Here is a 24,999-nt window from a genome sequence, read left to right as displayed (position 1 = left end):
GCCTTTTCGATGCTGCTCTGCGAAGTTTTTCTGCTGCGACGCAAAAGTTCAGATCAGGTTTTCCCTGACACACGGGCAAATAGGCCAGCGCTGATTTGTGGCACTGCAAAATCACATTCTGGTATACAAAATTGCATGGACAGCATGCCAGAAATCTGTAACGCTTTTCACCAATGCGAAAACCGCATCAATAAAAAGACGCGCAAAAGCCGTCACAATGCATTCAAAACGCATGCTTCATCCGGGAGGAAAAGATGAAGATTTTCAAAAAGACTCTTACGGCGTCTGTCGCCGCCATCTCCATGTCCGTTGCCGCCTTTGGCATGTCTGCCTCCGCCGGTGCCGAGACGCTCAAGCTGTCGCATCAGTGGTCCACCAGCGATGTCCGTCACAAAGTGGCAGAAATCATCGCCAACGAAGTCAAGGCCGCTGACGTTGATCTGGAAATCCAGATCTTCCCGTCCGGCTCGCTGTTCAAGGCGAAGGAACAGTGGACTCCGATGACGCGCGGCCAGCTTGACATGATTGTCTATCCGCTCGCCTATGCCGGTGGTCGTATTCCGGCAACCAACCTGACGCTGATGCCCGCCCTGGTCAAAAACCATGACCATGCACAGCGCATCAACGAATCCCCGTTCATGGCCAAAATCGAAGAGCTCCTGAACGATGACGGTGTCGTCACCGTCGCCAAGGGCTGGCTTGCCGGTGGTTTTGCCTCGACCCAGGGATGCATCAAAAAGCCTGAAGACGTCAAAGGCCTGCAGATCCGTGCAGCCGGTAAATCGTTCGAACAGATGCTTCAGGGTGCTGGCGGTTCCATTGCCGCAATGCCAAGCTCGGAAATCTATCCGGCCATGCAGACCGGCGTTCTTGACGCGGCAAACACCAGCTCTTCAAGCTTTGTGTCCTATCGTATCTACGAGCAGGTCAAATGCTACACTCCGGCAGCTGGCAACGCGCTGTGGTTCATGTACCAGCCGGTCCTGATGTCCAAGCGCAGCTATGACAAGCTCAATGACGCGCAGAAAGACGCACTCGCAGCCGCCGCAAAGGTTGCCGAAGAGTACTACACTGCCGAAGGCCGTAAACAGGACTCCGATAGCGTAGAGGTCTTCAAGGAAGCCGGCGTGGAAATCGCCGATCTTTCGGACGAGGACTTTGCAGCATGGCAGGCGATTGCCATGAAAACCTCCTATGCCAAGTTCGTGGAAGAAACCCCGAACGGTCAGGAACTTCTCGACATGGCGCTTGCTGTAAAGTGATCCATGCCTGATCTGATGGTGGTGCCGGTGATCCGGCACCACCCTGATTTCTCAACACGACCAGACCATAACACCACGGTTCCGTCAGAGGAGTACGCGCGTGTCCAACGCCATGTCCCCGCACCCACTGCCCATTGATCTGCCCGATGATTTCGCGCAGACCCGAAGTGCGTCGCATTCCGTTAAATCCGATATGCCGCCCCCGCCTGATGTCGAACCAATCGACCATCACGGTCCGCAGGCAAACCGCAATACACAAATTCCGCACGGCCCTGTTGATAACATCATTGCCGTCATTCATTTCCTGTCGCGTGTATGTGGCGTTGCCTCGGCCTCAATGTTTGGCATCGCGATGCTGATCATTTGCCAGTTGGTGTTCATGCGCTATGTGCTCAATGATTCCACCGTCTGGCAAACCGAAGCCGTGATCTTCCTGATGATTGGCGCGACCCTTGTTGGCCTGCCCTATGTTCAGTTGCTGCGCGGTCACGTCAATGTCGACCTGCTGCCGCTTTATCTGAAACGTGGCGCACGCATGACCCTTGCCATTGTCACCCTGTCTCTGGGTATGGCAATCGCCGCCATGTTTGCCTTCTACGGTCTGGAACTGGTGATCGAAGCCTACGAAGGCGGCTGGTTGTCCGAAACCATCTGGGCCGTGCCGCTGTGGAAGCCGTTTTCGGCCCTGCCGATTGGCTTTGGCTTGCTGTTCTTGCAGTTCTTCGCCGATTTCCTGTCCCTCATCACGCGCAGATCGACCCCGTTCGATATTCGCGACGACGCATTCTAAGGAGGCCGCACCATGGATCCCTTGCTTCTTGCGGCCATTGTTGGCATCGCGACCACCCTTGTTCTTTTCTCTGGCATTCCGGTCGGTATCGGCCTGATCCTGGTCAGTATCGGTTTCATCGTCATCTTTGATGGCACCGGCTCGCTGCCGCTTCTGCCTGAAATTCTGTTTGGCAAACTCGAAAGTTTCGAAGTCCTCGCCATCCCGATGTTCATTCTGATGGGGGCGGTTGTTGCCTCATCGCGTGCTGGTGGTGACCTTTATTCGGTTCTTGATCGCTGGCTGACGCGTGTTCCGGGCGGGCTTGTGATTTCAAACCTTGGCGCCTGCGCTATCTTTTCCGCCCTATCGGGTTCGTCGCCTGCCACCTGTGCCGCGATCGGCAAGATGGGCATCCCGGCCATGCGTGAACGCGGCTTCCCAGATACGGTTGCAGCCGGCTCAATTGCCGCTGGCGGGACGCTTGGCATTCTGATCCCGCCAAGTGTTACCATGATTGTCTATGGCATCTCGACCGAAACCTCGATCGGGCGTCTGTTCCTGGCCGGACTTCTGCCCGGTCTGCTGGTGACGGTTCTGTTCATGGCATGGTCGCTTTATTCGACCTGGCGTCAGGGCAATGCCCAAGCTGCCCTTGGCGTGATCAAATACAGCTGGAAGGAAAAGTTTGAAATCCTTCCGCGCGTTCTGCCCTTCCTTGTCATCATTGGTGCTGTTCTGTTCGCCCTTTATGGCGGCGTTGCGACACCTTCGGAAACAGCCGGTGTTGGCGCACTGTTCTGCCTTGTCACGGCGATGATCGTGTATCGCATGTGGAAACCGGGTCAGCTCTGGAATGTCATGCGTGACACCACCAAAGAGTCGGTGATGATCCTTTTGATCATCGGCGCGGCGGGCCTGTTTAGCTACATGCTGTCATCGCTTCTGGTTACCCAGTCGATTGCACAGTGGATCTCCGCCCTGGAGGTCAACCGCTGGGTCCTGATGGGCTTCATCAATCTGTTCCTGCTGATCAGTGGTTTCTTCCTGCCGCCGGTCGCCGTGATCCTGATGAGCGCACCGATCCTGCTGCCGGTGATCATCAATGCCGGGTTCGACCCGTACTGGTTTGCCGTGATCCTGACGATCAATATGGAAATCGGCCTGATCACCCCGCCGGTTGGTTTGAACCTGTATGTGATCAATGGTATTGCCCCTGATATCCGTCTGCAAAGCATCCTTAAGGGCGCATTCCCCTATGTACTGTGCATGATCGCGGCCATCATCATTCTGTGCTTCTTCCCGCAGATCGCCACCTGGCTTCCGGAAAAGGTTATTGGAGGACGCTGATGTCAGGCATGTCTGTCAAAAGCTGGCTTTCAAGTATTGCCGACCGTGGTCGGGAACTGCTTGACCTGCCGATTTCAACCCCGCAAGAACCGCTCAAACAACTCGGTGCCATGTGCAGGGACCTTGTCTCGCAAAAAGGCGAGGCACGTGGCACCGCGGTTGCCCGCGAAGTGGTCCGCCTTTGGGAAAGCCTGCCAGAAGAAGACCATCTGGCCTTCTTCCAGATGATGCAAAACGACTTTAGTGCCGACCGAACCAAAGTCACCAAGGCGGCCGAGGCCTTTGCCAAGGACCCGTCCGAGGCCAACCTTGCGGCTCTGACCCAGGCGTCCGAACCGGTCCGTCAGGAACTTCTGCGCAAGATCAATATGGCACCGGGTGGCACGCGGGCGATTGTCGACATGCGTGAAACCCTGATCGGGGTTTTGAAAGACAGCCGCGATCTTGAACCGCTCAATGCCGATATGCAGCACCTGCTGACCAGCTGGTTTAACCGTGGTTTCCTTGAACTACGTCATATCGACTGGGACACATCGGCAGCCATCCTTGAAAAACTGATCCGCTATGAAGCAGTTCATGAAATTCAGGGCTGGGAAGATCTGCGCCGTCGTCTGGCGACCGACCGGAAATGCTTTGCCTTCTTCCATCCGGCCATCCCCGACGATCCGCTGATCTTTGTTGAGGTCGCGCTGGTCCATGGTCTGGCCGATAGCGTTCAGGCGCTTCTGGCCCCGGAAATCGATGAAAAAGCGCCCGAAACCGCCAACACCGCGATTTTCTATTCAATCAGCAACTGTCAGGCGGGGCTCAAGGGGATTTCGTTTGGCAACTTCCTGATCAAACAGGTGGTCGAGGAACTCAAACGCGAATTCCCGCAACTCAAACAGTTCGCCACCCTGTCGCCCATTCCGGGCTTCATGGGCTGGTTGCGCACCCGCCAGAAAAGCAAGGCCAATGATGCCAAGCTTGCCGGTCAGGTGCTTGCGGGCCTAAGCGAGGACGACTGGATCAATGATCCGGTCAAGGTCGCGAACCTGAAAAAGCCGACATTGGCGCTGTGTGCAACTTATCTTGCCACCTGCAAACGCGGCAAATCACCGCTCGACCCCACCGCGCGGTTCCATCTGGGGAATGGCGCACAACTTGAACGCCTGAACTGGCTTGGCGATACGTCGGACAAGGGTCTGCGTCAGGCTGGCGGCATGATGGTGAATTACGCCTATCACCTTGATGATATCGAGAAAAACCACGAAGCACTGATGAATGACGGAAAGATCGCCACATCGAAATCCGTCGCACAGCTTGCCGGAATTTAAACAGGTATGACCATGTCAGATAATCTTCTTCAAACCTTTCTGGACCGTTTTCCGGCCGACAAATCGCGCACATTCCTGATCGAACGTGATGGGACCGAACGCAGCTTTGCGTGGTTGCTTGATCGCACCGGGCGTTATGCAGCAGTCCTTGCCGCCCATGGTGTGGTCAAGGGCGACCGGGTCGCCGCACAGGTCGACAAATCATCCGATGTCATCGCGCTTTACCTTGCCTGCCTGCAGCTTGGCGCCATTCATTTGCCACTTAACACGGCCTATACCGGTGACGAGATCGCCTATTTCCTGGGTGACGCTGCCCCGCGTGTCTTTGTCTGCCGTCCGGCCCATATCGATGCGGCCAAGGAACTCGGTGACAAAAATGACGTCGCTGCTGTTCTGTCGCTGGGAACAAATGGCGATGGCAGCCTGAATGACGAAGCCGCAAACGCCGCCGCCATGACCGACATTGTGGCCGCAGACAAGGACGACGTTGCGGCGATCCTTTACACATCGGGCACGACGGGCCGGTCCAAGGGCGCGATGCTGACCCATAACAATCTGTGCTCGAACGCCAAGACCCTGCATCAGGCCTGGGGCTTCAAGCCGGGTGATACCTTGCTGCATGCCCTGCCGCTGTTCCACACCCATGGTCTGTTTGTGGCGATCAACATCATGCTGATGAATGGCGGCAAGGTGATCCTGCTTCCGAAATTCGATGCAGATGACGTGATTGAACGTCTGCCGCAATCAACGGTCCTGATGGGGGTTCCGACCTTCTATACCCGCCTTCTGGCACATCCGCAGTTCACCAAGGACATCACGGCGAATATGCGCCTGTTCGTTTCGGGCTCCGCCCCGCTTCTGGCCGAAACCCATGACGCGTTCTTTGAACGTACCGGGCACAAGATCCTTGAGCGCTATGGCATGACCGAAACCTGCATGAACACGTCCAACCCGCTTGATGGCGAACGCCGTCCGGGCGCGGTTGGACCGACCCTGCCGGGGATCGAGGCCCGCGTTTGTGACAAGGATGGCAACATCCTGGGGGCTGGCGAAATCGGCGTGCTTGAAGTTCGTGGCCCGAACGTTTTCAAGGGGTACTGGCAGATGCCCGAAAAAACCGCGTCCGAATTCCGCAAGGACGGTTTCTTTATCACCGGCGATCTCGCCACCATTGGCGAAGACGGCTATGTCACCATCGTTGGTCGTGACAAGGATCTGATCATTTCCGGCGGCTTCAACGTCTATCCCAAGGAAGTCGAAGAAGTCATCGCCGAATATGACGAGGTCGATGAAGTCGCAATCTTTGGCCTGCCCCACCCTGATTTTGGCGAAGCCGTTGCCGGTGTGATTGTCGCGGCCAATGGCGATCAACCTGATCCCGATGCCCTGATCAAGCGCACGCAGGACAAACTGGCGAAGTTCAAGGTGCCCAAGCGCATCTGGGTCATCAAGGAACTGCCGCGCAACACCATGGGCAAAATCCAGAAGGCCCAGTTGCGCAAGCAATATGAGGACACTTTTACCGCCTGAATCTTATAGCCATACTCCCGCTGCCGGGAACCGTCTTGCGAACAGATGGTTCTCGCCCGCAGCACCCATCGGGTCTTCGACCCAACCTTCCGGCCGGATTTATCTGGCCGGATTTTTTTTGTGCGCCATCACAAAGACCTGAACACCACCACTTCTAACATTATGCAATTGTTAGGGAATGACGGCAAAGAATGCTAAATTAGAAAAAACAACAAAGAGCAACCTGCAGGCTTGTCCAAAAGTGCCAGAACGAAAGTGACTGGGATTGATGACCAAGCTTGACGACGCCTTAAACCGCATATCGCGTGACATCGCCCAAACCGGTGCCCTGACAACAGAGGCATCGCGTCGCTATGACCAGATGTTTGCCGACTTCCGCACCGAGCTGGATCGTACCCTTGATACATCCACCTCACTTGCCGATGCTGCCAACGCCACAATGGCGTTACTCGAACAGGCATCGACCCTTCTGCGCGAAAGCTTCCCGAACCCCGCGCCGCGTGCGTGTCGCGATCAATGCAGTGCGTGTTGCCATCTGTTTGTCAGTGTCCCGCCCGGTGTCACCGACCTGATCGCAGCACATATCAAGGCAACCTTCACCCCGCCAGAACAACAGGCCCTGCTGGATCGACTGAGAACTGCCGCAAGCGAGATCGAGAAATTCACCAAAACCAGTGACGTTCGTGTGCGCTGCCCGCTTCTTGATGAAAATGAACGCTGCAGCATATATGCCGTTCGCCCGCTCACGTGTCGCGCATTCACGTCCTCTGATGCCGGTTTGTGTCACGCCATGGTCTTTGGCAACACCACGCAACAATCCACCCGCATTGATCAGGATCCGGGCCACTACCGCCTGCATATCGAAGCAACCGAAGCCCTGCAAAATCTTGCGACCCGGCGCGGATTGAATGATCGGCAGGAAGGTTTCGTGCATGGGCTGCTTGATCGGCTTGAAAACGGGGCCCCTTCAACCTGATCCGGTGACTTGCATTTTCGCGCGAACAAGACCATTTCTCGAACGTTCCTGAATGGTCGGGCCTTCGCCCGACGTCACCAAACAAACATGTAGGGCAGACATGCAACAGCCGTCAGCACAAGCACCGCGCGTGGCCTTTATCACCGGCGGTGCACAGGGTTTGGGCCTTGGTATCTCAAAGCACCTTCTGGACCTTGGCTGGAAGATTGCCATGTTCGATCTTGATGCCGACGCAGGCGAGGAAGCCCTAAGCAGCCTGTCCGATGCCCAGCGCGACCGTACCCTGTTCCTGCACGGCGACGTCGCCGTTGAGGCCGACATCAAACTCGCCGTACAACAATGCGTTGACCGGTTTGGCCGCATTGATGGCCTGATCAACAATGCCGGTATTGCCAATCCCCACGCGCCAAACATCGAAGACCTTGAATGGGATCAATGGCAACGGGTGATCAACGTCAATCTGGGCGGTGCGTTTCTGGCAACCAAACACGCGACACAGCATCTGCGTGAAACCGGCGGCGCGATTATCAACATTGCCTCCACCCGCGCTTTCCAGTCCGAAGCCAATACCGAACCCTACGCCGCGTCCAAGGGCGGCATCGTTGCCCTGACCCATGCGCTGGCGGTCAGTCTGGCTGGCGAGATTCGCGTCAACGCCATCGCGCCGGGCTGGATCGAAGTCGGTGACTGGCAGAAAAAGGCCAACAAAACCACCCCCGATCACAGCGCGGCCGATAAATCGCAACACCCGGTTGGCCGCGTCGGCAAACCCGAAGACATTGCGCAGGCCGTTACCTTCCTGCTGGATTCCGATAAATCCGGCTTCATGACCGGCGAAACGATCCGCATTGATGGTGGCATGACACACAAGATGATTTACGTCGAATAACAGAAAGGCCGGTCTGTCTTCTGACAACCGGCCTTTTTAATTTCGATCCTTGGAGAAAAGCGTCAGGCGCGTGCCTTGTTCTCGCTCATACCAAGCGCACCCAGCGCGGTCTTGACGATGGACTTGGCATCAAGCCCGGCTTTCTCGTACTGGATTTCCGGCTTGTCATGATCAACCAGCGCATCGGGCAGCGCCATGGTGCGAATCTTAAGCCCGTTATCAAGCAATCCGTGGCCTGCCATATGCTGCAGGACCATCGCGCCAAAGCCGTTGATCGACCCTTCTTCGATGGTGATCAGGACTTCGTGGTTGCGCGCCAGATTGGCAATCAGTTCATGATCAAGCGGCTTGGCAAAGCGTGCATCGGCCACAGTCGCAGGCAAGCCACGCGCAGCAAGGTCTTCAGCCGCCACAAGCGCCTCGGCCAGACGCGTGCCATAAGACAGGATGGCAATCTTGCCACCTTCACGAAGAATTCGACCCTTGCCGATTTCAAGAACTTTGCCCTCAGTCGGCATTTCAACGCCAACACCCTCGCCGCGCGGATAGCGGAACGCAGATGGTCGATCATCAATCGCCCAGGCGGTTGTGGTCATATGCACCAGTTCGGCTTCATCAGCCGCCGCCATCAAGACAAAGTTCGGCAGGCAGCCAAGATAGGCAATGTCATAGGCCCCGGCATGGGTCGCGCCATCCGCCCCGACCAAACCGGCACGGTCCATCGCGAAACGCACCGGCAGGTTCTGAATCGCGACATCATGCACGACCTGATCATAACCGCGCTGCAGGAACGTCGAATACAGCGTGCAGAACGGCTTGTACCCTTCGCACGCCATCCCGGCGGCAAAGGTCACCGCATGCTGTTCGGCAATACCGACGTCAAAGGCACGATCGGGGAAATGATCGGCAAAGATGTTTACCCCGGTGCCCGATGGCATCGCGGCGGTAATCGCGGTAACTTTCTCGTCTTTTTCCGCAAGCTTCACCAGCGTTTCGCCATACACCTTGGTGTAGCTTGGCGCATTCGGGGTCGGTTTGGCCTGTTTGCCGGTCACAACATCAAACTTGGCAACGCCATGATATTTGTCCGCGGCATTTTCCGCCGGGCCATAACCCTTGCCTTTTTGGGTCACCGCATGGATCAGGATCGGGCCGTCAACATCGGCGTCCCGCACGTTTTTCAAAACCGGCAACAGATGATCCATGTTGTGACCATCAATCGGCCCGACATAGAAGAAGCCCATTTCTTCAAACAGGGTCCCGCCCGTGACCATGCCACGGGTATATTCTTCAAGCTTGCGCGCCGCCTCTTCGATCTGGCGCGGCAGGTGCTTGGTCAGGCCCTTGGCCGCATTGCGCAGCCCCTGATATCCCTTGCCGGAAATCAGGCGCGACAAATACCCCGACATCGACCCCACCGGCGGGGCGATCGACATGTCGTTGTCATTGAGGATTACGATCAAACGCTGATCGGTGGCGGCGGCATTGTTCATCGCCTCATAGGCCATGCCCGCACTCATCGACCCGTCGCCAATGACGGCAATCACGTTCTTGCGCTTGTCATCCGATAGCTGGTTGGCCACCGCCATACCAAGCCCGGCCGAGATCGAGGTGGAGCTATGCCCCGCCCCAAACGGATCATATTCGGATTCGGATCGTTTGGTGAAACCGGACAAACCGCCGCCCTGACGAATGGTGCGAATACGATCACGCCGCCCGGTCAGGATTTTATGCGGATAGCACTGATGACCGACATCCCAGATCAAACGATCATAGGGCGTATCAAACAGGTAGTGGATCGCAACCGTCAGCTCGACCACACCAAGTCCGGCACCCAGATGCCCGCCGGTCACCGATACCGCATCAATCACCTCGGCGCGCAATTCGTCTGCGACCTGCTTCATCTGGGCAGGCTGCAGCTTGCGCAGCTCTTCGGGGGTGTTGATGGTATCCAGCAGCGGGGTCTTGGAGGTCGTGCTCATTCCGATCTCGATTTCAATTTTTATATGGCGTTGGTTAGGGTCAGGACCCAGCAACAGGGTGACTGTTATGGCGCCATGTTGCAAGCTGCGTAAAATAGCGAGGTTCGACCGAATTAGCGACCCTGAATTTCACCGGTTTTTACCTTATCGAGGAAACGGTGGATCACTTGCTCGACAGTGCGGTGAATGGTGTCACGATCCTGCCCGAAATCCCGGCAAAGATGGCCAAAGTTCTCGGCAATATATGGGGTGCATTTCGGCAAGAAGGAATAGTGCCCAGCCCCCTTGACCTTCACGAACTTTGCCCGCCCGCGCAAAAGCTTGCGAAAGTGCGCGGCGTTAACATGGTCATGCAGGATTTCGTCCGTGTCGGCTTCGACAAACAGCATCGGGATATCAATATCGCCAAGTCCCGCGTCCGTTGCCGCCACGCCAAAGGCCGGGGCAATCGCAATGATGGCCGCAATCCGCTCATCACGCTCGGACACCACCGGCCCGCCATAAACAGTGTGCAGCCGATCAAGGTGATCATCGCTTGGCGCGTGCTGGCAAATCACGTGATCCGTATCAGCGTTGATTTCGCAGTAATCCTGCCACGCCCGGGCATCAAAATCCCACCCGGCCAGTTTCAGGACCGTCGCCCCACCCGCTGAATGACCAAGGGCATAGATTTTATCGGGGTCAATCTGCGGCCCGATTTCGGAATGCGCCAATAACAGATCAAGTGCCAGACGCATTTCCTGCGGACGGCGTTCGATAATCGCCAACTGCCGGGCCTCGGACGCATCCAGATAGTTGTCCCCTACATGCTGTGGGGCCGCAACGATATAGCCCCGCCGCGCCAGATATTCCGCCAACCAGAACTGATTGAACCGATGCCCTTCCGAGCCATGCGAAAACAGCACGATGGGAAACGGGCCGTCATCGGCAAAGGCGGCCCCGCGCGCGGCACTGGAAACCACGCCCATATGGCGCACGGAACTTTCAGCCTCCGTCGCCGGATACCAGATCGCAAGCGGAAACGGGTCCTTGTCAAACAGCCGGTCGCGAAAACCGGCTGTGTATGAGGCATGATCGGTCATGGTAATGATCTAGGGCCACAGCCGCTTAACGGCCGCGCTCAACCACAAAACGTGCCACCGCGCGCAGCGGTTCGGCCTCGCCGTCAAAGCAGTTCAGGTGATTAATCGCCTGATCACACAGCATGCGGGCCTGTTCGCGGGCCTGATCAAGACCAAGCAATTTGACGAAGGTTGATTTTTCCTGATCAACATCCTTGCCAGCGGTCTTGCCGAGTTCTTCCGAACTTGCCTCGACATCAAGGATGTCATCCTTGATCTGAAACGCCAGTCCCATGTCATGGGCATAGGATCGAAGCGCCAAACGAATGCTTTTGGGTGCCTTGCCAAGGATCGCCCCGGCTTCGCAGGCAAAGGCAAACATCCGCCCGGTCTTAAGCAAATGCAGGTGTGTGACCTGCGCCTGATCAAAGCTCTGTCCTTCACCGGCCAGATCAATCATCTGACCGCCAACCATGCCATACGGCCCGGCCGCACGGGCAAGGGCACGGACAAGATCGGTGCAAACGCGCGGATCAGGATGGGTATCTTCATCAGCCAGCACTTCAAATGCCTGGGTCAGCAACGCATCACCGGCCAAAATCGCCGTCGCCTCGTCAAACTGCTTGTGGCAGCTGGGCTTGCCGCGACGCAGATCATCGTCATCCATCGCCGGCAGGTCATCATGGATCAGCGAATAGCTGTGCACCATCTCGACCGCGGCTGCTACGCGCAGGGCGGAGCGGCGCGATACCTTGAACAACCCGGCAGAGCTCAGCACCAGAAACGGGCGTAAGCGTTTGCCATCGCCCAGCGTCGAATAGCGCATCGCCTGATACAGGCGCTGCTCGATCTGGCCATTGGCACGGGGCAGGATCCCGTCAAGCGTCTCGCCCAGATCAGCAGACGCCGCACTCAGTTCGGCAATCATGTCGTAACTCACGACGGTCTCCGATTATTCAATTTCGGTCGGTGTTGCCGACGGGCGGCCATCCGCATTCAGGGTGATTTTTTCGATGCGCTCTTCAGCCGCGCGCAGTTTGTCCGCGCAATGGCGTTTCAGCGCCGCACCGCGTTCATAGGACGCAATGGCGTCATCAAGCCCGACCTGCCCCTGTTCAAGCTGACGCACAAGGGTCTCAAGCTGCCCAAGCGCCTCTTCGAAACTCAGTTTCGCGATATCTTCAGGAATAGCGGGAGATGCAGTAGCCTCGGACATGTAAGCTCCATTTCTTAGATCGGCGCGGAGTTTACGCGCAAGTCACGATCAGGGCAACCGAACAGAACGCAATTTCGTCTGACTGAAACGCTTTTGTCGGGCAACAGCCCGGTGATCTTGAAGTGATCTTGAAGTGATCTTGGGGTGACATCGGCTGCCCTTAATGTGCGCCCATCAGTGTGCGCACATGCTGCACGGCACTGGTCGCAAGTGATGGCAAATCATAGCCCCCTTCAAGCAAGGACACCACACGCCCACCACACTGTTCCTCGGCAAGATCCATCAACTGCTTGGTCATCCAGACAAAGTCATCCGCCACATAGCAAAGCCCCGCCAGCGGATCATTCTTGTGCCCGTCAAAGCCCGCCGAAATGATCAGAAGTTCCGGCTTGAACGCGGCAATACCGGGCAGGACCGTCGAATTGAACGCTTCCTGTACTTCGGCAGTGCCCGATCCGGCAACCATACCGACATTCAGGATATTGTTCGCACATCCGCGTTCGCTTTCCGCCCCGGTGCCGGGATAAAGCGGCCATTGATGGGTCGAGCAATAAAACAGGTCCGCATCATTATAAAACAGGTCCTGCGTGCCGTTGCCGTGATGGACATCGAAATCCATTACCGCCACCCGCTTGATGCCGAATTTACTGCGCGCATGGTGGGCGGCAATGGCCGCATTGTTAAACAGGCAAAATCCCATTGCCCGGTCATATTCGGCGTGATGTCCCGGTGGCCGGGTGGCAACAAAGGCATTCCTTTCATGCCCGCCCATTACCGCATCAACAGCAACACACGCCCCACCGACCGATCGCAACGCGGCCTTGCCCGACCCTGGCGAGACATAGGTATCGCCATCAAGCGGCTCGACGCCGTGATCGGGGATGGATGCCATCACCTTGTCGACATAGGCCGGGTCATGAACGGCCTTGATCAAATCAAGATCGCCCAGCGGCGCTTCTTCGCGGTGAAGGAACATGAATTCCTCGGCCTCGAAAACGCGCTGGATCACGCGCAGGCGGTCGGCTGATTCCGGGTGCCCCGGGCCGGTATCGTGTTCAATGCAGTCGTGATGGGTCACGAACAAGGTCGCCATTTTTCTGGGTCGCCTTCCTGAAAGGTCAAACATGATGTCGCTCCGGGCCAAGACCCGGATCAAGGGATTGCGTTCATCGCTTCCCGCTTTTTTTGATCGTCATGCGATATGCCTATCGCAAAACGAAATGCTTATCTTTGTTCTAAATCAGCATATCAAAGAACGATAACGCAAGCTCTTTGACCTTCAACATAAGCATCACCCTCTACGCCCCTGCCACCACCATTACTTTCATATTTTCGCCGCTTTCTCGGGTTTGTATATGCTTACATCGAATGTGCCCCGAAACGAGCAAACCGGGGCGCAATCGTCTAAAAACTGACCTTTTGGGTGGTGTGTTGCACAGGTTTCATTACCCTCCAAAAGGATCAGTTTCAAAACCACCAGAGAAAATCTGGCGGATGGGAGAAAGTTCGACAGGTTGTTTTCCGGCAAAATACCTTTGGATTCAGGCAATACAGGCGTAAACAGTCTCTTGACAGATTTGTAATATACTTGAGAATAAGTTTACCGATGGATTCCTGTAATTTATTGGTAGAAGAAGTCACGATCCGATAGGTACTTCTGCGGAAGTGACATCGCGCCAGTCGGATTACAGCCACGCAAGATGGCTCCGTCAGGTGAATTGTCGAACTTTCATTGGGACAATGGCCGCTCGCGGTCAGGCTTATAAGGAAGCCAGATGGAACTTAACAATCTAGAAGAAAAGGCCGAACAGGCGAGTGTCCTGTTAAAGGCCATGAGCAATCAGAGCAGACTGCTTATCCTTTGCCAACTTAATGAAGGCGAAAAGTCGGTTGGCGAACTCGAACGTATCGTTGGACTAAGCCAGTCCGCCCTCTCGCAGCACCTCGCACGCCTGCGTCGTGACAAGCTCGTTAAGACTCGTCGCGAAGCACAGACCATCTACTATTCACTGAATGGTGACGATGCTCTGCGCGTGATCGAGACCCTTTACGGACTTTATTGCAACTCTGCAAACAAGTCCGCCGCTGCATAACAGACCAGGGCATTCCCCATTAAAAAAGCCTGCCTTTTTTAGGGCAGGCTTTTTAATTTCCGGGATGTGCAACCGGTATTATTCCTAGCCACAATCTGGCATTGGCAACCGGTTGACCTTGTCAAGGGTTCCCAACACCTCGAACTCGCCGTAATCAAATCGCATCGCTTGGGCAACGCCGTTTTCGGCAAAATCAACGGCCATCTCGGTCGTCGGGCCATTTTCCGCCGCCCCGATCGGATAAAATGCAAGGCTCATCCGGTGAAAGGGGCTCTGTGCAATGGCGTCGGGGTCATCGGCCGCATTTTCGGCATCCTTGCGATCTGAAATCACCACCGCTACCCGGTTTGTCGGGGTATCGCCACTGCCATCAAACACCAGATCATTGGCAAACTTTTCGCCGTCCTGCGCACGTTTCAGCAACACCAGCGAATGTTGGGTCGGAAACATCGCATCTGCCGGAAGCTCTTCTTCGACCTCGACCGGGATTTCATAGGTGACCTTGACCATGTCATCCTGACGGACGGCCTTGCCGACAATCTCGTCAACCTTGGTACCGTCAAGATAATCGCTCATGCGGAACCGGTACTCGCTGCCCGCGAAATCTTCCCACTGGGTAATCGAATAGGCCGAATTGACGGGTGTGCCTTCAGCACCCTGCAAGATCATGATCTGCTGCATCTCGGTGACCCAGCCATCACAGACCTTCTCGAACCGGTAACCCAGCACACCGGATGCATCAACAATCGAGCTCCCCGGCTCCGCGTGGCTCATTTTGAAGTGATATTCCGCGATATGGGGGACAACGGCATCCTGAATGCCCGAAACACTTCCTGCCTGCGCGGCACAGCCGCCAAGCCCCAAACAAAAGATCAGCGCTCCTCTAAAGGAACGCTGACGTTGCTTCATCTCTGAAAAAAATCCAGACAACATCACTCTCCGGTGGCCATCACGCCGACAATCCAGGGATCTTTAACCCCCTTTTTGGCAGCAAGAAGGCGTAAATCACGTGCATGCTCTGCCGACAACGGCCCGACCGCAACCCGAAGATAGGGCTTGCCCTGCACTTCGGCATTCAGCAGGCGCGGCTGGTATTCCGCATAGATGCCAAGTGCCTTGGTGGCATGGGCTTCATCAGCAAAGCTTGCCAATACCACATAATCACCCGGCAGCGGCACGGCAAGATCATCGCCTGCAAGGGCTTCACCATCAAGCGGAGCATCAACAGGCTTTGCCACCGCTTCGACACTGTCTTTCATGGTGACCGGATCCGTCAATGCGGCTGTCACAGTTTCCTTTGGTGCCGCGACTTCAGGCATGCGTTTGTCATCGACATAACCCGCAACCGCTGCATCGGCCTCAACCTGCGGATCAATCGGCCCCAGATCGCCCACTGCCACCGGAACGTCTTCGGCTTCGATCTGATCACGTGCAGAAGCAACCTCGACCGTTGCAGAAGGCGCCTTGGTGTCTGCAACCACATCATCCGTGTTCTTTTTCGGCGCCAGCGGCGGCAGGTTGGTCGTGACAATCACGTTCGATTTCGCGGCAGTGGTGCTCGGGCGTGACCAATCCTCTGCCGGTGCATTCACGGCATAGATTTCCGGGCGGGCGGCGCGAATTTCCTGTTTGATCTCGGGCTCGCCCATTACGGCAAGGGCGGCGGCCTCTTCGGCCAGAACGGTTTCCTCGTCCTTGCAGATATCCTGCTCAAGCAATGGGCGATGCAGGGCGCAATCCTGTTCGGCAACAAACGATACCGCATGGTCGGTCGTGCTTTTGCCCGTCGACACATAGCTGATCAAATCACCGGCCAGCTTGGCAACGGTCAGTTCAATCGGACCACCACACGCGCTAAGCGCCAAAGGCGCTGCCACCACAAGAATCTTTCTCAACAGCCCATCCCCCGAAGGATCAAATGTTCTTTTCCTCCGCTAAACTGCCCTATAGGCCGTTAATATTAGGTAACGATTGGCGATTGAATACGCCCAAAAGAAAACGGCCCGGAACATATCCGGGCCGTTTGATCCATCGCTGTTTCGGGCAATTCCGAAAACAGATCAGTCTTTTTTCGCCTTCGGCGGCATCTGAACACGCAGATGCAGTTCCTTAAGCTGCTTGTCTTCGACTTCTGCCGGGGCATTCATCATCAGATCCTGTGCCTGCTGGTTCAGCGGGAAGGCGATGACTTCGCGAATGTTCGGCTCGTCGGCCAGCAGCATGACGATACGGTCAACGCCCGGGGCCGAACCACCGTGCGGAGGGGCGCCGTATTTGAACGCATTAAGCATACCGCCAAACTGTTCTTCGACCACGTCCTTGCCATAACCGGCAATTTCGAACGCCTTGTACATGATGTCCGGACGATGGTTACGAATGGCACCCGACGACAGCTCGATACCGTTACAAACGATGTCATACTGCCACGCCTTGATATCAAGCGGGTTCTGGTTTTCCAGCGCCTCAAGTTCGCCCTGCGGCATCGAGAACGGGTTGTGGCTGAATTCGATCTTGCCGTCGTCATCTTCCTCATACATCGGGAAGTCAACAATCCAGCAGAACTTGAACATGCCTTCTTCGCGCAGTTCCAGCTCGTCACAGACCTTGTCACGGACTTTACCGGCGAACTTGGCAGCTGCCAGTTCCTTGTCACAGGCAAAGAACACCGCATCGCCATTGGCAACGCCGGTGATTTCCTTGATCTGTGCGATACGGTCGGCATCAAGGTTCTTGGCAATCGGGCCTTTTGCTTCGCCGTCTTCACCGTAAACGATGTAGCCAAGACCAGCCGCACCTTCATCACGGGCCCAGTTGTTGAGCTTGTCAAAGAAGCTGCGCGGGCGGGATGCGGCACCGGTTGCCGGGATCGCACGCACCACCGAACCTTTTTCGATGTTCGATGCAAAGATGCCAAAGCTCGATCCGCGGAACGGCTCGGTGACATCAGAAATGATCAGCGGGTTACGCAGGTCCGGCTTGTCGGAACCGTATTTCGCCATCGATTCATCAAACGGAATGCGCGGGAACGGATACGGGGTCACATCACGACCACCGCCGAACTCGACAAAGATGTCATGCAAAACCGGCTCGATCGCCGCAAACACGTCTTCCTGGGTGGCAAAGGCCATCTCGAAGTCGAGCTGATAGAACTCACCCGGCGAACGGTCGGCACGCGCGTCTTCATCGCGGAAGCACGGTGCGATCTGGAAGTATTTGTCAAAGCCCGAAACCATCAGCAGCTGCTTGAACTGCTGCGGTGCCTGCGGCAGGGCATAGAACTGGCCCGGATGCATACGCGACGGCACCAGGAAGTCACGCGCACCTTCCGGCGAACTTGCCGTCAGGATCGGGGTCTGGATTTCCAGGAAACCCTGCGCCGTCATTTTCTGACGCATGGCCGAAATGACCTTGGAACGCAGAACAATGTTCGAATGCACGCTTTCACGGCGCAGATCAAGGTAACGGTGACGCAGGCGAACTTCCTCGCCATATTCGACATCGCCAAAGACCGGCATCGGCAGAACTTCGGCCGAAGACTGAACTTCGATGTTCGATGCGTAAACTTCGATCTCGCCAGTCGGCAAGTTGGGGTTGATGGTCTCGGCCGTACGTTTGACAACCTTGCCATCGACCGTGATCACGCTTTCGGCGCGCGCTTTGTCCAGCGTTTCGAACAGCGGGCTCGAAATGTCGATAACGACCTGGGTGATGCCGTAATGGTCGCGCAGGTCTACGAACAGAAGGTTGCCGTGGTCACGTTTACGGTGAATCCAGCCAGACAGGCGAACTTCCGCGTCGGCGTCAGTCGCGCGCAGCGCATTACAGTTATGAGAGCGAAAAGGATGCATTGTCATTCCAGGTTGCTTTATTTCTTGGGCCGCAAATTTGGCCGCAAAGGTGCATGCCAGACCCGCGCTGTCAAACAAAAAACGCACCACAACGTGCCCGCCACAGATCAATCAGCGTACGATCCGCAGCGCTTGCGTGTGATGTTTCCCTGCCCTTCAAGCACGGAGTCCCAAATTTCAGCGGTATAAAACGCGGACATGCGCCCTTCGTCAAGTGCCCGTAACGCAGATCAGCAAATCATTTGGCAATTGGTTCCGGGCCGATCTTGACCGCCTGAAGGTCCTTGACCTTGATGAAATCGATCAGGCGTCCGGTTCCGGGCGCGATTTCACCCCAATGATCGACATCGAATTCGAAATGCGCCAAGGCGCAGGTCGGATATTTGCGCGCCATGATTTCCCTGGCGTCTGCGTTCCCGTCGCCATAAAGCGACTGGGCAAACACCTCGATCCCGGGATTGTGGCCGACAAACATCACCTGCTTTGCGTCTTCATGGGTGTGATGCAGGTTTTCAAGCAACACCCGCTCGCTGGCCATATATAGGTCTTCGTTATAGATAACATCGGCATCTGTCGCGAAATCACGCCCAAGCAGACCAAGGGTCTGAACCGCACGTGCCGCGGTCGAACACCAGATCAAATCAGGCACCAGTTCGTGCTGACGCAAATAGCGCCCCATGAACGGGGCGGCCTTTTCACCGCGACGGTTAAGCTCGCGGTCATGGTCCGAACGCCCCGGGTCCGCCCAGCTTGATTTTGCATGCCGAAGCAATAACAGCGTTTTCATGTCTTCGTCTGTTTGGCAGTCGCGAATAATGATCAAACGGTGTACCTGCATGCCACATTGAAGGCCGGGAAGCTATTAGAAAAACTGACACATAAATTTAAGAAAATTGCACCCACCCAAGCAGTTATCCTATACTCCATTTGCAACCGGGAACTGTCGCATAAGTTCAAGGACGTTCCCTCAATCCGCAGGAGGCATAGCGTGACACACGCCGCTGCAGTTCAGTCAAGCGCGATCACCATTGATTCGGAAAGCCGCTTCATTAACCGCGAATTATCGTGGCTGGCATTCAACAATCGCGTTCTTGAAGAAGCCCAGAACAAGGGGCACCCGCTGCTTGAACGCCTGCGCTTTCTGTCGATTTCCGCCAGCAACCTTGATGAATTCTATATGGTGCGTGTCGCAGGCCTCGTTGGGCAAATGCGCGCTGGCATGACCAAGGTCAGTCAGGATGGCATGAGCCCGTCCGAACAGCTGCGCGCCATTACCTTTGATGCCAACCAGTTGATGCAGGATCAGCAACGCGTCTGGCGCCAACTGAGCAGCGAAATGGAAAAACAGGGCATCTCGGTTATTGATAAAACCGATCTGACCCAGACCGACCGCAAATGGCTTGATGGCTATTTCATGCGTGAAATCTTCCCGACGCTGACCCCGCTTGCCATTGATCCGTCGCACCCCTTCCCGTTCATTCCCAACCTTGGCTTTGCCATCGTCATGCAGCTGTTTGATCCGGCGGATGGGCACAATATGCGCGGGCTGATTCCGGTGCCGCAAAAGATCGGCCGCTTCCTGCGCCTGCCGGGCCGCAATGAACGCTATCTTCCGGTCGAACAGGCCATCCTGCTGTATCTTGGCAAGATGTTCCCGGGCTTTGACATGATCGAGCACGGTTTCTTCCGCGTCATTCGTGACTCGGACGTTGAGATCGAGGAAGAAGCCGAAGATCTGGTGCGCGTTTTCAAAACCGCTCTGAAACGCCGCCGCCGTGGCAGCATCATCCGCCTTAAAGTCAATGCGGGCATGCCCGAGGACCTTCTGGATTTCGTCATTGATGAACTTGATGTCGCGCTTGAAGAAGTCGTCAAGGTTGATGGTCTGCTCGGTGTGGTGGACGTCAAGCAACTGATTGACTCCGATCTGCATCATGATCTTCTGTTTGCGCCCTACGCCGCGCGCTATCCTGAACGGGTGCGTGACTTTGGGGGCGATTGCTTTGCCGCAATCAGCAAAAAGGATCTGGTGGTTCATCATCCGTTCGAAGATTTCGATGTGGTGGTGCAGTTCCTGTTGCAGGCCGCACGTGATCCCGATGTGGTCACCATCAAACAGACACTCTATCGCACGTCAGAAAACAGTCCGATCGTCAAGGCCCTGATCGCTGCGGCCGAGGCTGGTAAATCCGTTACCGCCATGGTCGAGCTCAAGGCCCGCTTTGACGAAGAAGCCAACCTGCGCTGGGCGGCCGATCTTGAACGTGCGGGCTGTCAGGTGGTCTATGGCTTCCTCGACTGGAAAACACACGCCAAGATCTCGCTCGTGGTCCGCCGTGAGACCCATGGTCTTCGGACCTACACCCACTTCGGGACGGGCAACTATCATCCGATCACAGCGAAGTTCTATACCGATATTTCGTTCTTCTCGTGCGATCCGGCACTGGGGCGTGATGCGGCCAATATCTTTAACTTCATGACCGGCTATGCCACGCCGCGCTCGCTTGAAAAAATCGCGATCGCACCGCATACCCTGCGCCCGACCCTGCTCACCCACATTGATCAGGAAATCGAAAACTGCAAGGCGGGCAAACCGTCCGGCATCTGGGCCAAGATGAACAGTCTGGTCGACCCGGTGGTGATCGACGCGCTTTATCGTGCAAGCCAGTCGGGCGTGCATATCGAACTGGTGGTGCGTGGCATTTGTTGCCTGCGTCCGGGTGTGCCGGGACTTTCGGAAAACATTCGCGTCAAATCGATTGTCGGGCGGTTCCTTGAACATTCGCGCATTGTCGTCTTTGCCAACGGCGCCAAGCTTCCGTCACGCAAGGCCAAGGCGTTCATTTCGTCCGCCGACTGGATGCCGCGCAACCTGAACCGCCGCGTTGAAACGCTGGTACCGGTTGAAAACCCGACCTGTCAGCAACAGATTGTTGAACAGATCATGATCGCCAACCTCAAGGACACCGCACAGGCATGGCATCTCCAGCCCGACGGTTCCTATGAACGTTGTGAGGCAGATGAAAAAGCATTCTCGTCGCACAAATACTTTATGACCAACCCGTCGCTTTCGGGCCGGGGCAGTGCGCTGGATCAAGCTGACCCGAATGTTCCTGTGCTAGAACTTGATGACTAAAGACGACCAAAGACGACCAACAGGTGCCAACATCTTATGCTGACTGACCAACGGGCTTCCAACCGCATCGCAATCATAGATGTTGGCTCCAACTCTGTGCGGCTTGTCATTTTTGATGGCATGACCCGCGCCCCCGTGCCGATCTTCAACGAAAAGGTCATGTGTGGCCTTGGTCGTGATCCCGAAAACACCGGCAAGCTCAACCCCGAGGGGGTCGAACTTGCCGTGGTTGCCATGCACCGCTTTGCCACCCTTCTTCGGGCCATGAAGGTCACCCATGTCGACGTGCTGGCCACCGCCGCGGTGCGGGCTGCCTCCGATGGCAAGGAATTCTGTGACCGTGTGGCCGCGGAAACCGGTCTTGCGGTCAAGGTGATCGATGGCCTTGAAGAAGCCCGCCTTTCGGCCCTTGGCATCATTTCCGGTGATCCGATGGCGTCCGGCATTATGGGAGATATCGGCGGCGGGTCGCTTGAACTGGTACTGCTTGATAAGGGCGAGATCAAAAAACGCATAAGCCTCCCGCTTGGTGCGATGCGCCTGCACACGGTATTCGGTTCTGATCGCGCCCGTTTGACGGCTGAAATCAATCAGTATCTGGATACGGTCGATTGGCTTTCCGACGCCAAGGGCCAGCAGCTTTATGCCGTGGGCGGTTCCTGGCGCTCAATCGCCAAACTCTTCATCGCCCAGGAAAACTACCCGATTTCCGTGGTCCATAATCTTGCCATGCCGCAATCGGAAATGGCCGAACTGACCCACATCATTTCCCAACAAAGCCGGGTGTCGCTTGAAAAGATCGGGGGTGTCTCCAAACGCCGTATCGACAGCCTGCCCCACGCATCGCTGGTGATGAACATGCTGATGAAACGCATGCAGCCAAACGAGGTTGTCTTTTCCGGACACGGGCTTCGCGAAGGCTGGATGTATGAAGTCCTGCCCGAAGATCTGCGTCAACGCGATCCCGTGCTTGAAGCCTGCTTCAGCTTTGCCGAAGACGGCGAACGTTTTCACCAGCATGGCGAAGAAGTCGCCAAATGGTGCGCACCGATCTTCTCGGAATTACCGGACAATATCGAACGTCTGCGCTTGGCGGCCTGTATCATTGGTGACATCGGATGGAACGAACACCCCGATTATCGCGCCATTCAAAGCTACAACCGTATTCTCCGCCATCCCTATATTGATCTCAACCATCATGACCGGGTGTTTCTGGCCTACACGATCGGTTCGCGCTATACCGGCAATTTCAAGGGTGACGACGCAAGTGACCGCATCCTTAGTGAAGATGACCGCCTGACCGGACGCCTGTTTGGCCATGTCATTCGCCTTGGCCATACACTGTCTGGCGGGGTCGAGGGCATCTTGCCACAAACCCGGCTGCTGCTTGAAGGCGACAAGCTGGTGCTGCAATTTGAAAAACAGGCCGCAGCCCTTTACGGCGAAGTCGTCGAACAGCGTCTGTCGAAACTGGCCAAGCTGATGAACCACGAAAGCGAAGTGCGTCTCGCCTGACCGTCAAGCTGAACGCAATATCGGGATAGAACCTGTGTTGGATGATAAAAACACCCTGCATGTCCGTTGCGGATCCGATATCCGCGATGGCCTCAAGCAGGCTGGCTTCATCGGCGATTTTCTGGAATTCTCCGATCCGTTTTGTCAGGGCCCGGTGCCCGATCTGCCGCGCGATGCCTTCATCGAAACCCGTGCGGCCTTTATTTCTGGCGCTTACGACCTGCCCGGCGACGCAGCACTTGAACGCCTCAGGCGCGAATATGATGCGCTGGGTCGTCTTGGGCAGTATGACCATGTCGTGCTCTGGTTCGAACATGACAGCTACGATCAGCTGATCCTAGCCTTCCTGATGAATGCCATCGCCACCATCCAGCCCGAAACCAACATCGACGTCATCTCCGTCAATCACGCGCCCGCGTCCGAAGCCATCGACCGCTTCATCGGCCTTGGTCAGCTCTCGCTTGATGGTCTGATCTGGTGCTGGCAAAACCACCGCATGCCGCTTCGCACCGACATGCTGACATTCGGCACCAAAGTCTGGAAGGCGCTTCGTGCAGACGACCCGCGACATCTTAAAACACTTGCGGAACAAACCACTGCGCCCCTGCCCCATATGCCAGCGGCCCTCAAACGCCACCTCGCGGAATTGCCCGACCCGCAAACCGGCCTTGGCCTGACCCAAAAACTCACCCTGCAAATCATCAAGGACCAGGGCCCCGTCACCGTCGGCAAGGTCTTTGGCCACCTGATGCGACGCTACGACCCCCTGCCCTGTCTCGGTGACCTGATGTTCTGGTCAGAAATCCAGTGGATGATGGATTGCAAGGACGCGCTCTTCACCCTGTCCGCTTCGGACCCGAAAACCAACTGGGCCGAACAAACAATCACGCTTACTACCACCGGCCACGAAACCTTGGCCGGCAGACGTAATTTCCTCGATAACTTTACTGGCGTTCGTTGGGTTGGTGGTGTTCTGGTCAGCCCTTAACAAAGGCAATAACCTATCAAGACCGAACAGTGTTTCTTTCTGCGTCCGCAAATGACTGATTATTTTCCCTTTGCCGGGATTCTCTGATTGGACATTGCGCCCGGATTGAATATGTTCTGCCCCACGGGGACATGGACATTCTGCAGGGAACCTAAATGACGGCAAGAACGACAGTAATCACGATCACCCATAATGGGGGGCTCGTTATTGGCGGGCTATTAAAATCGCTTCCTGCCGACTTGCCGCTGATCGTCGTCGATAATGCGTCCCAAGACGACACGCTCGATATCGTGGCCAAGCTCCGCCCGGATGCAAAAGTCATCCGCAACAGCAATGGGCTAGGCTATGGTGCTGCTGCCAGTCAGGGACTTGGCGCGGTTGAAACTGAATTTGCCCTGCTCGCCAACCCGGACTCCCTGATGACCGCAGATGCAGTCGACGCGCTTGTCTCTGCTGCGGATCAATATCCCGAAGCTGCCATGTTCGGTCCGCTTCATAAAGACGGCGACGGCAATATCGAGCCCAGCCATGATGTCGAACTTTGGAAACGCCGCGACTTTGGAAAACTTGCCTATCACTGCGTTCCGGAAGGTGCATTATGCGTCGAGTTCCTCTCGGGGGCAGTCAATCTTGTGCGCATGGACGTGATGAAACAGATCGGCTTCTATGACCCTGAGATCTATCTTTACTTCGAAGATGATGACATGTGCATGCGCCTGCGTCGTGCTGGTCATGGCCTGATTCTTGTTGCTGATTCAGTTGTCACACACCTCAATGGCGGCTCCGTTCGTCCCAATCGTGCCTACTACTGGGAAAAGTTCTGGAACATTGCATGGTCCAGAATATACTTTGAACGCAAGTACAAAGGTCGTCTTGCAGGAATTTGCCTTGGCCTGAAACATGCGTTGAGATTTGCAGGAAAGGCGCTGCTGCACGGGCTGGCCTTCAAAAGCAACAAGAGCTGGCGCGACCTGGCAAGATCGGCGGGCTCCTTGGCGGCTGTCCTTGGCGTAAGGGCATCAAAACTACCACGCGCGGCAAAACACTAGGTCGGCAGGCCACGAAAAC

General features: G+C 56.0%; 21 protein-coding genes. 12 read left to right on the top strand and 9 right to left on the bottom strand.

All coding sequences use genetic code 11. The features are described 5' to 3' along the window. The first annotated feature begins 254 nt into the window (after positions 1 to 254). From dctP to AUQ43_RS17640, 7 genes are all read left to right on the top strand, one after another. Positions 255 to 1,262: a TRAP transporter substrate-binding protein DctP gene (gene dctP / locus AUQ43_RS17670; RefSeq protein ID WP_062957641.1), complete on the top strand. Its 1,008-nt coding sequence runs from the start codon at positions 255 to 257 to the stop codon at positions 1,260 to 1,262. A gap of 100 nt (positions 1,263 to 1,362) precedes the next feature. Then, positions 1,363 to 2,052 (top strand): TRAP transporter small permease, encoded by a 690-nt coding sequence (locus AUQ43_RS17665; protein WP_062957640.1) that lies wholly within the window; start codon positions 1,363 to 1,365, stop codon positions 2,050 to 2,052. Between the two features lie 12 nt (positions 2,053 to 2,064). After that, the gene (locus AUQ43_RS17660; RefSeq protein WP_062957639.1) at positions 2,065 to 3,381 is read left to right on the top strand and encodes a TRAP transporter large permease; all 1,317 of its coding nucleotides are present in this window, start codon (positions 2,065 to 2,067) and stop codon (positions 3,379 to 3,381) included. After that, entirely contained in the window at positions 3,381 to 4,697 is a 1,317-nt protein-coding gene (locus tag AUQ43_RS17655) for a malonyl-CoA decarboxylase (protein ID WP_062957638.1), read from the top strand. The genes AUQ43_RS17660 and AUQ43_RS17655 overlap by 1 nt, the downstream gene beginning before the upstream one ends. Positions 4,698 to 4,709: 12 nt before the next feature. Beyond that, a complete protein-coding gene (locus tag AUQ43_RS17650) occupies positions 4,710 to 6,227 on the top strand; it encodes a malonyl-CoA synthase (RefSeq protein ID WP_062957820.1) in 1,518 nt (505 codons plus the stop codon). Positions 6,228 to 6,495: 268 nt separating this feature from the next. Further along, positions 6,496 to 7,203, top strand: coding sequence for a YkgJ family cysteine cluster protein (locus AUQ43_RS17645; protein ID WP_062957637.1), 708 nt, complete (start codon positions 6,496 to 6,498; stop codon positions 7,201 to 7,203). A gap of 100 nt (positions 7,204 to 7,303) precedes the next feature. After that, positions 7,304 to 8,092 carry a glucose 1-dehydrogenase gene (locus AUQ43_RS17640; protein WP_062957636.1) on the top strand — a complete coding sequence of 263 codons (789 nt, stop codon included), beginning with the start codon at positions 7,304 to 7,306 and terminating at the stop codon, positions 8,090 to 8,092. Between the two features lie 62 nt (positions 8,093 to 8,154). On the opposite strand, the gene dxs is transcribed toward AUQ43_RS17640, so the two are convergent. The 5 genes from dxs to AUQ43_RS17615 form a co-directional block, all read right to left on the bottom strand. Further along, on the bottom strand, positions 8,155 to 10,074 hold the full coding sequence (gene dxs / locus AUQ43_RS17635) for a 1-deoxy-D-xylulose-5-phosphate synthase (RefSeq protein ID WP_062957635.1): 1,920 nt from the start codon (positions 10,072 to 10,074) through the stop codon (positions 8,155 to 8,157). A gap of 113 nt (positions 10,075 to 10,187) precedes the next feature. Beyond that, positions 10,188 to 11,156, bottom strand: a complete 969-nt coding sequence (locus tag AUQ43_RS17630; protein ID WP_062957634.1) for an alpha/beta fold hydrolase — start codon at positions 11,154 to 11,156, stop codon at positions 10,188 to 10,190. Positions 11,157 to 11,181: 25 nt separating this feature from the next. After that, entirely contained in the window at positions 11,182 to 12,063 is an 882-nt protein-coding gene (locus AUQ43_RS17625) for a polyprenyl synthetase family protein (RefSeq protein WP_062957633.1), read from the bottom strand. A 24-nt stretch (positions 12,064 to 12,087) separates the two neighbouring features. Further along, positions 12,088 to 12,351, bottom strand: a complete 264-nt coding sequence (locus tag AUQ43_RS17620) for an exodeoxyribonuclease VII small subunit (RefSeq protein ID WP_044828501.1) — start codon at positions 12,349 to 12,351, stop codon at positions 12,088 to 12,090. Positions 12,352 to 12,511: 160 nt separating this feature from the next. Further along, positions 12,512 to 13,444: a histone deacetylase family protein gene (locus AUQ43_RS17615; RefSeq protein ID WP_062957632.1), complete on the bottom strand. Its 933-nt coding sequence runs from the start codon at positions 13,442 to 13,444 to the stop codon at positions 12,512 to 12,514. 682 nt (positions 13,445 to 14,126) lie between these two features. Here AUQ43_RS17615 and AUQ43_RS17610 point away from each other — a divergent pair. Then, positions 14,127 to 14,444 carry a helix-turn-helix transcriptional regulator gene (locus AUQ43_RS17610; RefSeq protein WP_062957631.1) on the top strand — a complete coding sequence of 106 codons (318 nt, stop codon included), beginning with the start codon at positions 14,127 to 14,129 and terminating at the stop codon, positions 14,442 to 14,444. An 84-nt stretch (positions 14,445 to 14,528) separates the two neighbouring features. Here the strand turns inward: AUQ43_RS17610 and AUQ43_RS17605 are convergent, their stop codons facing one another. The 4 genes from AUQ43_RS17605 to AUQ43_RS17590 form a co-directional block, all read right to left on the bottom strand. Next, positions 14,529 to 15,353, bottom strand: a complete 825-nt coding sequence (locus AUQ43_RS17605) for an EipB family protein (RefSeq protein WP_232310739.1) — start codon at positions 15,351 to 15,353, stop codon at positions 14,529 to 14,531. 23 nt (positions 15,354 to 15,376) lie between these two features. Further along, positions 15,377 to 16,339 carry an SPOR domain-containing protein gene (locus tag AUQ43_RS17600; protein WP_232310738.1) on the bottom strand — a complete coding sequence of 321 codons (963 nt, stop codon included), beginning with the start codon at positions 16,337 to 16,339 and terminating at the stop codon, positions 15,377 to 15,379. A 165-nt stretch (positions 16,340 to 16,504) separates the two neighbouring features. Next, positions 16,505 to 18,292 carry an aspartate--tRNA ligase gene (gene aspS / locus AUQ43_RS17595; RefSeq protein ID WP_062957819.1) on the bottom strand — a complete coding sequence of 596 codons (1,788 nt, stop codon included), beginning with the start codon at positions 18,290 to 18,292 and terminating at the stop codon, positions 16,505 to 16,507. A 238-nt stretch (positions 18,293 to 18,530) separates the two neighbouring features. Further along, a complete protein-coding gene (locus tag AUQ43_RS17590) occupies positions 18,531 to 19,079 on the bottom strand; it encodes a histidine phosphatase family protein (protein WP_232310737.1) in 549 nt (182 codons plus the stop codon). A gap of 201 nt (positions 19,080 to 19,280) precedes the next feature. Between AUQ43_RS17590 and AUQ43_RS17585 the strand changes: the two genes are divergently transcribed. The 4 genes from AUQ43_RS17585 (at position 19,281) to AUQ43_RS17570 (ending at position 24,980) form a co-directional block, all read left to right on the top strand. Beyond that, positions 19,281 to 21,428, top strand: coding sequence for an RNA degradosome polyphosphate kinase (locus AUQ43_RS17585; RefSeq protein WP_062957627.1), 2,148 nt, complete (start codon positions 19,281 to 19,283; stop codon positions 21,426 to 21,428). Positions 21,429 to 21,464: 36 nt separating this feature from the next. Then, positions 21,465 to 22,943: an exopolyphosphatase gene (gene ppx, locus AUQ43_RS17580; RefSeq protein WP_062957626.1), complete on the top strand. Its 1,479-nt coding sequence runs from the start codon at positions 21,465 to 21,467 to the stop codon at positions 22,941 to 22,943. A 37-nt stretch (positions 22,944 to 22,980) separates the two neighbouring features. Continuing rightward, positions 22,981 to 23,931, top strand: coding sequence for a DUF1835 domain-containing protein (locus AUQ43_RS17575; protein ID WP_062957625.1), 951 nt, complete (start codon positions 22,981 to 22,983; stop codon positions 23,929 to 23,931). A 155-nt stretch (positions 23,932 to 24,086) separates the two neighbouring features. After that, positions 24,087 to 24,980 carry a glycosyltransferase family 2 protein gene (locus AUQ43_RS17570; RefSeq protein WP_084272153.1) on the top strand — a complete coding sequence of 298 codons (894 nt, stop codon included), beginning with the start codon at positions 24,087 to 24,089 and terminating at the stop codon, positions 24,978 to 24,980. Positions 24,981 to 24,999: the final 19 nt, after the last annotated feature.

It is taken from the genome of Thalassospira sp. MCCC 1A01148 (assembly GCF_001613795.1).
Classification (GTDB): Bacteria; Pseudomonadota; Alphaproteobacteria; order Rhodospirillales; family Thalassospiraceae; genus Thalassospira.
Note: the sequence above shows the minus strand (reverse complement) of the source record. Positions and strands in the feature narration are given on the sequence as shown.